We start from the raw sequence: 12,580 nt of genomic DNA, 5'->3' as shown, positions 1-12,580 counted from the left end.
CGGAAAAACCGGTAAGGAATTTATGTGCGGATTAGCTGGAGAATTACGTTTCGATGCCCAACCTGCCGACCTGGCAGCCATTGAGCGCATCACCCATCACTTAGCCCCTCGCGGCCCCGACGCCTGGGGTTTCCATGCCCAAGGGCCGATTGCCCTGGGCCATCGGCGCCTGAAAATCATGGACCTGTCGGATGGCTCGGCCCAACCGATGGTCGATGCCCAGTTGGGCCTGTCCCTGGCCTTCAACGGCGCGATCTACAACTTCCCCGAATTGCGCAGCGAACTCGAAGCCCTGGGTTACGCGTTCTATTCCGGTGGCGATACCGAAGTGCTGCTCAAGGGCTACCACGCCTGGGGCGAAGCCCTGCTGCCCAAGCTCAACGGCATGTTTGCCTTCGCTATCTGGGAGCGCGACAGCCAACGCTTGTTCATCGCCCGAGACCGCCTGGGCGTGAAACCCTTGTACCTGTCGCGCACCGGCCAGCGCCTGCGCTTTGCCTCGGCGTTGCCGGCGCTGCTCAAAGGCGGCGATATCAACCCGATCCTCGACCCGGTGGCGCTCAACCACTACCTGAATTTCCATGCCGTGGTGCCCGCGCCGCGCACGTTGCTGGCGGGTATCGAAAAACTGCCGCCCGCCAGTTGGATGCGGATCGACGCCAACGGCACTACCGAGCAGAAAACCTGGTGGACCCTGCCCTACGGCCCCCATGAGGATGAAAAGAACCTGACCCTGGAAGACTGGACCGACCGCGTGCTCGACAGCACCCGCGAAGCCGTGGCGATCCGTCAACGGGCCGCGGTGGATGTGGGCGTGCTGCTCTCGGGCGGGGTCGATTCGAGCATGCTCGTGGGCCTGTTGCGGGAAGTGGGCGTGCAGGACTTGTCGACCTTCTCCATCGGTTTTGAAGATGCCGGCGGCGAACGTGGCGACGAGTTCCAATATTCGGACCTGATCGCCAAACACTACGGCACCCAGCATCACCAATTGCGCATCGCCGAAAGCGAGATCATCGAGCAATTGCCGGCCGCGTTCCGCGCCATGAGCGAACCGATGGTCAGCCATGACTGCATCGCCTTCTACCTGCTGTCTCGGGAAGTGGCCAAGCATTGCAAGGTGGTGCAAAGCGGCCAGGGCGCCGATGAGTTGTTCGCCGGTTACCACTGGTACCCACAGGTGGACGGTGCGAGCGACCCTTACGCCGCCTATCGCGATGCGTTTTTTGATCGCAGCTACGACGACTACGCCGCCACTGTCGCGCCGCAATGGCTGACCGCCAATGACGCCGCCGGCGACTTCGTGCGCGAACATTTCGCACAGCCGGGTGCCGATGCCGCTGTGGATAAGGCCTTGCGCCTGGACAGCACGGTGATGTTGGTGGACGACCCGGTCAAGCGCGTGGACAACATGACCATGGCCTGGGGCCTGGAAGCGCGTACGCCATTTCTCGACTACCGCCTGGTGGAGTTGTCGGCCCGGGTGCCGGGCAAATTCAAGCTGCCGGACGGCGGCAAGCAAGTGCTCAAGGAAGCCGCGCGCCGGGTCATCCCCAGCGAGGTCATCGACCGCAAGAAAGGCTACTTCCCAGTACCCGGGCTCAAGCACTTGCAGGGCGATACCCTCAATTGGGTACGCGACCTGCTGCTGGACCCGAGCCAGGATCGCGGCCTGTTCAACCCGGCGATGCTCGACCGCCTGCTCACCGATCCCCAAGGCCAACTGACGCCGCTGCGCGGCTCCAAGCTGTGGCAATTGGCAGCGCTGAACCTGTGGCTCAGCGAACAAGGAATCTGATTGATGAAACCTCACGCCACGGCCTACAGCCAACGCCTGCTGCGCGGCCAGGCGCCTTCCTACGAGCGCTTGCAAGCGCGTCTGGCCGAAGACGGCAGCGAACCCAGCGCGCAGCCCATCGCATTACATTGCGGCTGGGGCCGGTTGTTGATTGGGCATACCTTCCCTGACCCGGCGAGCCTGGCCCTGGAGTTGCTCAACGAGCAGCCGGGGGAGCGGGATATCGCCCTGTATGTGGCCGCGCCCCAGCAGATCCTCGGGATCGATCCGCAACAATTGTTCCTCGATCCATCCGACACCCTGCGCCTGTGGTTCACCGACTACCGCCCGGCGACCCGGGTGTTTCGTGGCTTTCGCATTCGCCGGGTACAGAGCGAAGCCGATTGGCAGGCCGTCAATCGCCTGTACCAGGGGCGCGGCATGTTGCCGGTGGATGCCAACCTGTTGACCCCGCGCCATCAAGGCGGCCCGGTGTACTGGCTGGCCGAGGACGAAGACAGCGGCGCGGTGATCGGCAGCGTCATGGGTCTCAATCATCAAAAGGCCTTCCACGACCCGGAAAGCGGCAGCAGCCTTTGGTGCCTGGCCGTAGACCCGCAATGCTCGCGGCCGGGGGTCGGCGAAGTGCTGGTGCGCCACCTGATCGAACACTTTATGAGCCGGGGCCTGAGTTACCTGGACCTGTCGGTATTGCATGACAATCGCCAGGCTAAAAGCCTCTACGCCAAGCTCGGTTTTCGCGCCCTCACCACCTTCGCGATCAAGCGCAAAAATGGCATCAATCAACCGCTGTTCCTCGGCCCTGGGCCGCAGGCGGGGTTCAATCCCTATGCGCGGATCATTGTCGAAGAAGCCCACCGACGCGGGATCGACGTGCAGGTAGATGACGCCGATGCCGGGCTGTTTACCCTCAGCCATGGCGGGCGGCGGGTGCGCTGCCGTGAGTCGTTGAGCGACCTGACCAGCGCCATCAGCATGACCCTGTGCCAGGACAAAAGCCTGACCCACAAGACCTTGAACGCCGCCGGTTTGAAATTGCCATCGCAGCAACTGGCCGCCAGCGCCGACGATAACCTGGAGTTTCTCGACGAACACCAGCGCATCGTGGTCAAGCCGCTGGACGGGGAACAGGGCCAGGGCGTGGCCGTGGACTTGCAGACCATCGAAGAAGTGCAAAACGCCATCGAGGCGGCGCGCCAGTTCGACGCGCGGGTATTGCTGGAGAGCTTCCACGAAGGCCTGGACCTGCGCATCCTGGTCATTGGTTTTGAAGTGGTGGCCGCCGCCATCCGCCGCCCGGCCCAGGTGATCGGTGACGGCAAGCACAGCGTCGGCGCGTTGATCGAGGCGCAAAGCCGCCGACGCCAGGCGGCCACCGATGGCGAAAGCCGCATCCCCATGGACGACGAAACCCTACGCACCTTGAAAGCGGCAGGTTACGACTACGACAGCATCTTGCCTTCCGGCGAAGTGCTGGCCGTGCGCCGTACCGCCAACCTGCACACCGGCGGTTGCCTGGAAGATGTCACGGCGATTCTGCACCCGACACTGGCGGACGCTGCCGTACGTGCCGCGCGCGCCCTCGACATCCCCATGGTGGGCCTGGACCTGATGGTGCCGGCCGCCGACCAGCCGGAGTATGTATTTATCGAAGCCAATGAACGCGCCGGCTTGGCCAATCATGAACCGCAACCGACTGCGGAGAAATTCGTGGATTTGTTGTTTCCCCATAGTCAGTCCACGGCTTGAGATAGGCGTTGACGGGTCGGGCCTCATCGCGGGCAAGCCCGCTCCTCCATGGGTACGCGATCAACTGTAGGAGCGGGCTTGCCCGCGATGAGGCCAATGCAGGCAACAAATACCCCAGGCCCCTCATCGAAACCATCGATGCCCTCAACTCATCAGGAGTTTCCATGACCCGAACCATCCCCGAACCGGATCTCAACTACCTGCAGAAAGTGCTGCTGGAAATGCTCGCTATCCCCAGCCCCACCGGGTTTACCGACACCATCGTGCGCTACGTCGCCGAGCGCCTCGAAGAACTGGGCATCCCCTTTGAAATGACCCGTCGCGGGACCATCCGCGCCACCCTCAAGGGCCAGCAAAGCAGCCCCGACCGCGCAGTTTCCGCGCACCTGGACACCATCGGCGCTGCCGTGCGGGCAATCAAGGACAATGGCCGCCTGACCCTGGCCCCCGTGGGCTGCTGGTCCAGCCGCTTTGCCGAAGGCAGCCGCGTGAGCCTGTTCACCGACAATGGCGTGATCCGTGGCAGCGTCCTGCCACTGATGGCTTCCGGGCACGCGTTCAATACCGCCGTGGATGAAATGCCAATCAGTTGGGACCATATCGAACTGCGCCTGGACGCCTACTGCACCACCCGTGCCGATTGCGATTCCTTGGGGATCGGTGTCGGTGATTTCGTGGCCTTCGACCCACTTCCGGAGTTCACCGAGAGCGGCCATATCAGCGCCCGTCACCTGGATGACAAAGCCGGGGTCGCCGCCTTGCTGGCGGCGCTCAAGGCGATCGTCGACAGCGGTGAACCGTTGCTGATCGACTGCCACCCACTGTTCACCATCACCGAAGAAACCGGCAGCGGGGCGGCGGCGGCATTACCCTGGGATGTCAGCGAATTCGTCGGCATCGACATTGCCCCGGTCGCCCCCGGCCAGCATTCCAGCGAGCATGCCGTGAGCGTCGCGATGCAGGATTCCGGCGGGCCCTATGACTATCATTTGTCCCGTCACCTGCTGCGCCTGGCCGCCGACCATGAGTTGCCGGTACGCCGCGATCTGTTTCGCTATTACTTCAGCGATGCCCACTCGGCCGTGACGGCCGGGCACGATATCCGCACCGCGCTGCTGGCCTTCGGTTGCGATGCGACCCACGGTTACGAGCGCACCCATATCGACAGCCTGGCGGCATTGAGTCGCCTGCTTGGCGCCTACATCCTCAGTCCGCCGGTATTTGCCAGCGATGCCCAGCCCGCCCAGGGTTCCCTGGACCGCTTCAGCCATCAACTGGAACACGAGACACAAATGGAGAGCGACACCCGCGTGCCGTCGGTGGATAGCCTGGTCGGGCAGAAAACCTGACGCTGGCAACAATGATCCCGGCACAGTAGCATCGCCGGGATCAATCATTTGAGGCTTGTATGCTGATTCCCTACGATGCACTTGAAGTCGACACCCTGACCCGCCTCATTGAAGACTTCGTCACCCGCGACGGCACCGATAACGGCGACGACACGCCCCTGGAAACCCGGGTACTGCGTGTACGCCAGGCGTTGGCCAAGGGCCAGGCGCTGATCGTTTTCGATCCGGAGAGTGAACAGTGCCAACTGATGCTCAAGCACGATGTGCCCAAGCATCTGTTCGACTAAGGGTTGGGTACAGGCACTGGATGGGTGGTCAGCGGCTGCCCCTGCAAGTTGCGGATCTTTTCGTAGACCTCCGCCCGATGCACATTGACCCCTGCCGGCGCGTCCACACCGAGTTTTACCTGGAAGCTATTGACCTCCAGGATCCGCAGGGTGATGTGATCGCCGATGGAAATGATTTCGCCTACCGCGCGGCTAAGTACCAGCATGGCGTTTGTCCTTTGAGAGTTACCGGACATCGACCATGCGCCCTCCCCCATGCCCCATCAATGCCTTGCTAGCTAAACAGACCTCCCCTACAAGCCTTGGTTAACTTTACTGACAGACAAATATGGAAAGCGCCGCAACAGAAGACAAAAACTGAACACTCCGTTTACTGTGTGGCGAGGGGGCTTGTCCCCCGCCGGGCTGCGCAGCAGCCCCAATAAGACCGCCGTTTTTTATCAGGCAGACCGCAGCGCCTGGGTTTAGGGCTGCTGCGCAGCCCATCGGGGGACAAGCCCCCTCGCCACAGTAAGCGCTTGAGCCACACTTGCCCCTGCGCCCATTAACTTTTGACCGACTGGGCCTTGGCGCGCATTTTTTCCGACATGCTGGTCATTTCGTCATACAGCAACTGCGGGTTTTTCTGCTTCAAGGCCCAGGCCATCCGCCCTTGTTCATGGGGCAGGATCATGAACTCACCGGCCGCCACGCGCTGGTAGATGTAATCGGCGATGTCCGCCGCCGTGATTGGCGAGCTTTCCAGCAGCTTGCCGACCTGAGCCTTCATCGCCGGGGTGGGGCCGCGGAACGAGTCCAGCAGGTTGGTCTGGAAGAACGACGGGCAAACCACATGCACCCCGACTTCCTGCTGCTTGAGTTCCACCAGCAGGCTTTCCGAAAGTGCCACCACACCAGCCTTGGCCACGTTGTAGTTGCTCATGGCCGGGCCTTGCATCAGGGCCGCCATGGAAGCGATGTTGATGATCCGGCCCTTGCTTTTTTCCAGCAGCGGCAGGAAAGCCTTGCAGCCCTTGACCACGCCCATCAGGTTGATCGCGATCTGCCAGTCCCAATCTTCCAGGGACAGTTCGCTGAAGAATCCACCAGAGGCGACCCCTGCGTTGTTGACGATCACATCGATACCGCCCAGCTTGACTTCGCAGGCCTGGGCAAAGGCAGTGAGCTGGCTGTAGTCACGCACGTCACAGCGCTGGATAAAGCCATCGCCACCGGCCTGGAGCACCAGCGCGAGGGTTTCCTGCAAACCCGGCTCACTGACATCCGACAAGGCCAGTTGCCAACCTTCGCGGGCCCAGCGCAGAGCGATTTCGCGACCCAGGCCGGACCCGGCGCCAGTGATCATCATGCGATTTTGCATAGGAAGTAGCCTTGTGGTTCAGGGAAGAAGTACGCGCCAGTGTAGCGAAGGTTATTCACCGCCCCATGCACCATCAAGTTGCTGAATGCCGCGGGCAAACCAAAGGCCCGGTCGGATGCCAGGGCCTGGGGTTAGTTCAATCTTTTTAAACTAAGCGCGAAGCCGCACTACAATTAAAAAGGAAATAAGCCAGTGGCCAAATCGCTTTAAAAAAACAGGGAATTTTCTGCAAAGTGCAGGAGTCAGATTGGTTAAGGCAGCCGTTTTAGATGTGCGGCTCTGACAATTAACAATCAGGTCTTTTCAGAAGACGAATAAGGAAAACAACCTATGAGCCTCATTCTTATCATTGTTCTGATCCTCCTGCTGGTCGGCGGCCTGCCGGTGTTCCCGCACTCGCGCAACTGGGGTTATGGGCCATCGGGTATTCTCGGTACGGTGCTGGTAGTGCTGTTGATCCTGTTGTTGCTGGGCAAGATATAACGGCGTTGATTGCATAACTGTAGGAGCGAGCTTGCTCGCGAAGAACTCAGCAGTACTGCGGTTATCCAGAACAAACGTGTTGCCTGGGCATTTTTCGCGAGCAAGCTCGCTCCTACAAAAAATAGATGCAAAAAAAAGAGGCCTTGAAGAAGGCCTCTTTTTTATTGCTTGGCGATTAGTCCGGCTTGCCGTCTACCACGCCTGCGGTGTTATCCAGCAGGCTCTTGGTCGCGGTTTGCAGGAACGACTCAAGTTTCTGCTTGAGTTGTGCCTCATCCGCCGACTCAGGGATTACCTTGCCGGTAGGGTTGGCGCCCAGTTCGTATTGCCACAGTTTCGGTGGCATTTCCTTGGGCAGTACCAACACACGGTCAGCGGTGAGCAACGCCACGGTCTGGTCGCTGCCCGATGGCTTGATCACGCCAAAGCCCTTGTCGCCTTCCGGCAGGTTGAGCAGGTCACGGCCCCAGCACTGGTGGCGGGTTTCACCGCCCAGGCGGCCCATGATGGTCGGCACGATGTCGATCTGCGTCCCCACGGTATGGTCGCGCACGCCGAACTTGTCCTGCACGCCCGGGGCGATCAGCAGCAGCGGCACGTTGAAGCGGCCCAGGTCCATCTCGGTGATCTGTTGCTCGTTACCGAAACCATGGTCGCCGACGATCACAAACAAGGTGTCCTTGAAGTACGGCTCCTTGCGGGCCTTCTCGAAGAACTGGCCCAGGGCCCAGTCGGAGTAGCGCATGGCCGTCAAATGTTCGTTGAGACGACCACGGTCAGTCACCGGCTCGACCGGCAACGGCGTCGGCAAGGCGTACGGCGTATGGTTGGACAGGGTTTGCAGCAGTGCGTAGAACGGCTTGCCGCCCTCGCGCGCCTTCAACTCTTGCAGGCCACGGTCGAACATGTCCTGGTCGGACACGCCCCAGGTCGGATCGGAGAACACCGGGTCGACGAAGTCATTGCGGCCAATGAAGTTGGTCATGCCCTGGTTGCTGAAGAAGCCCGACTGGTTATCCCAGGCGAAGTCGCCGTTGTAGACATACACATCGTCGAAATCGCGGGCACTGAGCAATTGCGGCAAGCCCGACAACTTGTGGCTGCCTTCCGGGGTCTGCATCAGGTATTCGAAGCCTGGCAGGTTCGGGAAGCAAGCCATGGTGGCGAACATGCCCTGGTGGGTATGGGTGCCGTTGGAGAAGAAACGGTCGAACAGCAGGCCTTCCTTGGTCAACTCATCGAAGTACGGCGTGATCTTGCCGTTGCTGCCCAACGCGCCCACCGAGTGACCGGCGAAGCTTTCCATCAGGATCACCACGACGTTCTTGATCGGCAGGGTCTTCTCGGCCGGTGGCGTGAAGTCACGGCGCACGGCGGCGGTGTCGGTATCCACCAGTTTTTCGTCGGGCAACACCAGCATGTCGCGCACGGTCTGGGTGGCCAGCGGTTGCTCCAGGGTGGCTTTCCAGACGTTCTCGCGATGCTCGGAAAAACGCGCCTTGGCCGCACCGATCAGCGACAACGTACCGTTGAGGCCCAGGTGGTTGGCGAAGTTGGAGTCGGTGGTGTACACGTCACCCCAACGCAGCGGCGGGCCCTGGCGCAGGGTACCGCGCGCGGCGACCACGGCGATCAGCAGGCACACCATGAACACCGCGACGCGGCCGTACCACGGGGCAACCTGGCGAGTGCCGACGGTGCCACCGCTGAACGGGCCACGGGGCCGCGTGGCACGGTCAGCGCCCTTGAAGGCGATGCTCAGGATAAACGTCCCCACGGCCCAGCCCAGCAGGTAACGCACCACCGGGAAACCGTACCAGAGCATGCTCATCACGGTTTTCGGGTCTTCCTTGACGTACTGGAAGACCAGGCCGTTGAGGCGCTGGTGGAACTCGCGGTAGAAGTCCATCTCCATCAGGCCAAGGAACAACGCGATGCTGGAGACCACCGTCAGCCACAGCCGGAAGAACCCGCGAGCAGCCATGGCGCGCACACTGAACAAGGCCAGGATCAGCGGGATGCTCAGGTACACCACCAGGCGCAAGTCCAGGCGCAGGCCGTTGACGAACGCTTCAAGGAAGGTCGAGGCCGGGGTGTCGAGCATCATGTCGCTGTTGTAGATCAACAGCCCGAGGCGCAGCAGGGAGAGCATCACCATCATGACCAGGGCGCAAAGCAGCGTGTAGGCCAGGTGGGATTTGACGGTGGGTTGCAGCAGGCGATTAGAAGCTCGCTGCTGATTCAGGGCGTCCGGGTTTGCCATGTTGTTTGAGGACCCATTGGAAGTTTAAGTTGCGAAATAATGCAGCGGCGTCCTGCCCCGGCCAATAGAGGCATAGGGTCCAGGGTATTACGCGGTGGGCAGATGGTGCCCGATCAACGTCGGCAACGCTATTGATTACTCAGCGCGCAGGGCTCCTGGCGACACAGACGGACTGTGGCAGGAAAATAAAGCGGGGGAATTGTCTTGGATGAAGTGTGAAAATTTTGTGCAGCGAATATCCAGACACACAAATCTAGTGGATGCGGGGTACAAAAATGTGGGGGGTGGGTTTGCTCGCGATAGCGGCGTGTCAGCCAATTAACCGGGTAATGATGGGGCATTAGGATCTACACAAGTTGCTCTTTTTGGGGGGGGTGTACATATCCATTGCTGTGGTCACGGCCACTTAGGGTTCCGCCCTTACGGCGGGTCACTTTCGAAGAGCGCGAAAGTAACCAAAGCGCTCTTGCCCCACCACTCGGCACCTCGCCTAGGCTCGGTGTGCCCGTAATCCGACATTGATTTGGGGGGCCGCCGCGATGGGCCATCCATGGCCCAGCGCGGCTAAACCGGCGTCCTGCCGGTTTACCCCCCAAATCAATATCGGATGACGGCCAGCGTGGTTTAACGGGGCGCCTAAGATCAAAATCACAAGCAGAGCGAGGCGGCCTGACAGCCGGCCTGATCGTCGAAGCGTGCGCGTCCCCCTGTGGGAGCGGGCTTGCTCGCGAATGCAGTCTGTCAGTTGATAAATGCATTGACTGACACTCCGCATTCGCGAGCAAGCTGAACTGGCCTAATGATCCCGGACACCTCTTAAGGGCGATATGATTCGCCCAACCAGGAGGTTCCATGCAAGAACGAAAGACCTACACCCGCGAGTTCAAGCAACGTGCTGCAAGCATGGTTCTTGATGATAACTGCTCAGTTCCTGACGTCTGTGCATCGATGGACGTTGGCCCTACGGCCCTGCGCCGCTGGGTTGATCAGGTTCGTAAAGAACGTCAGAAAGGGCAGCCAGTGGCAGGTACCAAAGCAATCAGCGACGAACAGCGAGAGCTTCAACAGCTGCGAGCCAAGGTCAAGCGCCTGGAGACCGAGGCTGAAATCTTAAAAAAGGCTACGGCTCTCTTGATGTCGGATCCCGATCGTTTTTTCCTGATCGAGGAGCTGAGGGAGTCGAGCTCATATCCGACCCGTCTGCTTTGTAGTGCGCTGGGCGTTTCCCGCAGCGCGTTTTATGACTGGCTTAAGCGTCGCTCAGCGCCGAATGCCAAGCGTGACGCGCTCAGAGCAAAAGTCGTGCAACTGCATGTCGAAAGCCGGGGAAGTGCAGGCGCGCGGATGATCTCTCAGCACTTGAAGGCCCAGCAGATCAAGGTGGGACGGCATCTGGCCGGAAGACTCATGGCGGAGGCAAACCTGGCCAGCAGACAGCGCCGCCGCCATCAGTATCGCTCTAGAGGCGTCGAAGCATTTGTGGCCAAGAACCTGCTCGAGCGTAACTTCGAGCCAACCGCAATCAATCAGGTCTGGTGCGGCGACGTTACCAGCCTGATGGTTGGGAAGCGCTGGTATCACTTGGCAGCGGTCATTGATCTGTTCGCCCGTCGAATCGTTGGCTGGGCGTTTTCTCTGGTCAATGACGCCAACCTGGTTAGCAGAGCGCTGAGAATGGCGGTGGAGGTTCGAGGCAAACATGCAGGCTTGATGTTTCATTCGGATCAAGGCTGCCAATACACCAGCCAGCTCTTTCAGTCCGCACTGCTGGAGCATGGGATAGCGCAAAGCATGAGCCGTAGGGGGCAGTGCTGGGACAACGCGCCAACAGAGCGTTTCTTCGGGACACTCAAATCAGAGTGGGTGCCCACCAAGGGCTACACAACAGTTGAAGAAGCCAGGCAGGATATGACCAGCTTCTTCATGCGATACAACCGAATCAGGCTCCACAGCTACAACAACTACCTGTCGCCAATAGCCATGGAGCAGCAGTCGGCTTAATTACCGTAGTCGGTGTCCGGAAAAACTTGACCAGAACAAGCCCGCTCCCACAGGGGAATGCAGCTCTGCGCTCTGGCTTTGTTGTTGCTTTTGCTCAGCTTTTGATCTGGCTTTTGATCTTGGGCGCCCCGTCAAACCACGCTGGCCGCAGGCAGGTATTGCGCAGTGGGCACCCCGGCAGGATGCCGGGGTAGCCGCGACACGGCCATGGATGGCCGATCGCGGCGGGCCCACGGAGCAATGCCTGACTGCGGGCATGCCGAGCCTAGGCGAGGCACCGAGTGGTGGGGCAAGAGCGCTTTGGTTACTTTCGCGCTCTTCGAAAGTGACCCGCCGTAAGGGCGGAACCCTAAGTGGCCGTGACCGCAACAACGGATATGTACCCATACCAAGAAGATACTTGTGTAGATACTCAGAGCTATCGCGGGCAAGGCCGCACACTATTTGATCGTGCCCAATGAAGATCAGATCCGCACATTGCCCCGTGGCCCGGCGATGGCCCAGATAATCAGGCCCAATACCGGCAACAGCAGGATCAACAGGATCCACAACACTTTGGCCCCGGTGCTGGCGCCGCTTTTGAACACGTTGATGATCGCCCAGATATCCAGTGCAAGGATGATCAACCCGATCAGACCATTAAATGTGGAACCCATGGTGTCGCTCCTAAGTGAGGGCTTGCCTGCTTAGGATAGCCAGCCCTGACGAGGGTTCCGTTTTATTTCAGACATGCAACGCGATGCGCAGGGCTTCCAGGGAGGGTTCGCCCTTGATCCCGACTGCGGCACACAACTCCAGCACCCGTGGTACGTCGTTGCCGTACACCAACACCGCCTGGATCTCATCATCGAGCAACTGGCTGAAGTTCATCAGCGTATAGCCGCCGTTTTCCGGGTTCATGGCACTGAGTTGGATCTGGATGCGATTGAGCGCCGTGAGCGCCTCGGTCTTGGCCAATTGCTTTGGCTTGAGGTTGAACGCAACGTCGGGACCAAAGGAGGCAACGATCTGGGCGAACAGGTCCTGGTAAGTATCAGCCTGGAACAACACCGTTTCCGGCAGACTACCGACCACAATCCACTCGCCCAGAGGGATGGGGAAGCTGTCGTCATAGTTGATATCGGGGTTGGCCGCCAGGAATCCGTCGGCATCGGCGTAGGCCTGGGTGGCCTCGTCGGCGATCTGCGCGATCTCGGCCTCGCCCAGGCAACCGGAACTGATTTTAGTGATGAGTTCGACGAGCGCGGTGTTCATGGGCGAATCCTGTGGCGAGGCTGATTTTGAGGGCGCAAA

General features: G+C 60.3%; 11 protein-coding genes. 6 read left to right on the top strand and 5 right to left on the bottom strand.

Going from position 1 to position 12,580, the window contains the following annotated elements; all coding sequences use genetic code 11:
- Positions 1-22: 22 nt before the first annotated feature.
- The 4 genes from JTY93_RS08725 to JTY93_RS08710 all read left to right on the top strand — a co-directional run bounded on the left by JTY93_RS08725 (position 23) and on the right by JTY93_RS08710 (position 5,180).
- A complete protein-coding gene (locus tag JTY93_RS08725) occupies positions 23-1,795 on the top strand; it encodes an N-acetylglutaminylglutamine amidotransferase (protein WP_205478822.1) in 1,773 nt (590 codons plus the stop codon).
- Between the two features lie 3 nt (positions 1,796-1,798).
- Complete coding sequence (gene ngg / locus JTY93_RS08720; RefSeq protein ID WP_205518991.1) at positions 1,799-3,544, top strand: N-acetylglutaminylglutamine synthetase; 1,746 nt, start codon at positions 1,799-1,801, stop codon at positions 3,542-3,544.
- Positions 3,545-3,708: 164 nt separating this feature from the next.
- Positions 3,709-4,893 (top strand): osmoprotectant NAGGN system M42 family peptidase, encoded by a 1,185-nt coding sequence (locus tag JTY93_RS08715; RefSeq protein ID WP_205478819.1) that lies wholly within the window; start codon positions 3,709-3,711, stop codon positions 4,891-4,893.
- A 59-nt stretch (positions 4,894-4,952) separates the two neighbouring features.
- Positions 4,953-5,180, top strand: coding sequence for a YheU family protein (locus JTY93_RS08710; protein WP_205478815.1), 228 nt, complete (start codon positions 4,953-4,955; stop codon positions 5,178-5,180).
- On the opposite strand, the gene csrA is transcribed toward JTY93_RS08710, so the two are convergent.
- A complete protein-coding gene (gene csrA / locus JTY93_RS08705; protein ID WP_205478813.1) occupies positions 5,177-5,386 on the bottom strand; it encodes a carbon storage regulator CsrA in 210 nt (69 codons plus the stop codon). The two genes, JTY93_RS08710 and csrA, sit on opposite strands and share 4 nt — an antisense overlap.
- 338 nt (positions 5,387-5,724) lie before the next feature.
- Entirely contained in the window at positions 5,725-6,540 is an 816-nt protein-coding gene (locus JTY93_RS08700; protein WP_205478812.1) for an SDR family oxidoreductase, read from the bottom strand.
- Between the two features lie 330 nt (positions 6,541-6,870).
- Between JTY93_RS08700 and JTY93_RS08695 the strand changes: the two genes are divergently transcribed.
- Entirely contained in the window at positions 6,871-7,023 is a 153-nt protein-coding gene (locus JTY93_RS08695) for a DUF3309 family protein (RefSeq protein ID WP_032863216.1), read from the top strand.
- 175 nt (positions 7,024-7,198) lie between these two features.
- Here the strand turns inward: JTY93_RS08695 and JTY93_RS08690 are convergent, their stop codons facing one another.
- Positions 7,199-9,286, bottom strand: coding sequence for an LTA synthase family protein (locus JTY93_RS08690; RefSeq protein WP_205478811.1), 2,088 nt, complete (start codon positions 9,284-9,286; stop codon positions 7,199-7,201).
- Positions 9,287-10,138: 852 nt separating this feature from the next.
- Here JTY93_RS08690 and JTY93_RS08685 point away from each other — a divergent pair.
- Positions 10,139-11,287 carry an IS3 family transposase gene (locus JTY93_RS08685; RefSeq protein ID WP_205518990.1) on the top strand — a complete coding sequence of 383 codons (1,149 nt, stop codon included), beginning with the start codon at positions 10,139-10,141 and terminating at the stop codon, positions 11,285-11,287.
- A gap of 464 nt (positions 11,288-11,751) precedes the next feature.
- Here the strand turns inward: JTY93_RS08685 and JTY93_RS08680 are convergent, their stop codons facing one another.
- Positions 11,752-11,943 (bottom strand): PLDc N-terminal domain-containing protein, encoded by a 192-nt coding sequence (locus JTY93_RS08680; protein ID WP_003172956.1) that lies wholly within the window; start codon positions 11,941-11,943, stop codon positions 11,752-11,754.
- 67 nt (positions 11,944-12,010) lie between these two features.
- The gene (locus JTY93_RS08675) at positions 12,011-12,541 is read right to left on the bottom strand and encodes a hypothetical protein (RefSeq protein WP_205475505.1); all 531 of its coding nucleotides are present in this window, start codon (positions 12,539-12,541) and stop codon (positions 12,011-12,013) included.
- Positions 12,542-12,580: the final 39 nt, after the last annotated feature.

The sequence above is a fragment of the Pseudomonas hygromyciniae genome (assembly GCF_016925675.1).
In the GTDB taxonomy this organism is placed as follows: Bacteria; Pseudomonadota; Gammaproteobacteria; order Pseudomonadales; family Pseudomonadaceae; genus Aquipseudomonas; species Aquipseudomonas hygromyciniae.
The sequence above is the reverse complement of the archived record's forward strand: the minus strand, read 5'-3'. Positions and strand labels throughout refer to the sequence as shown.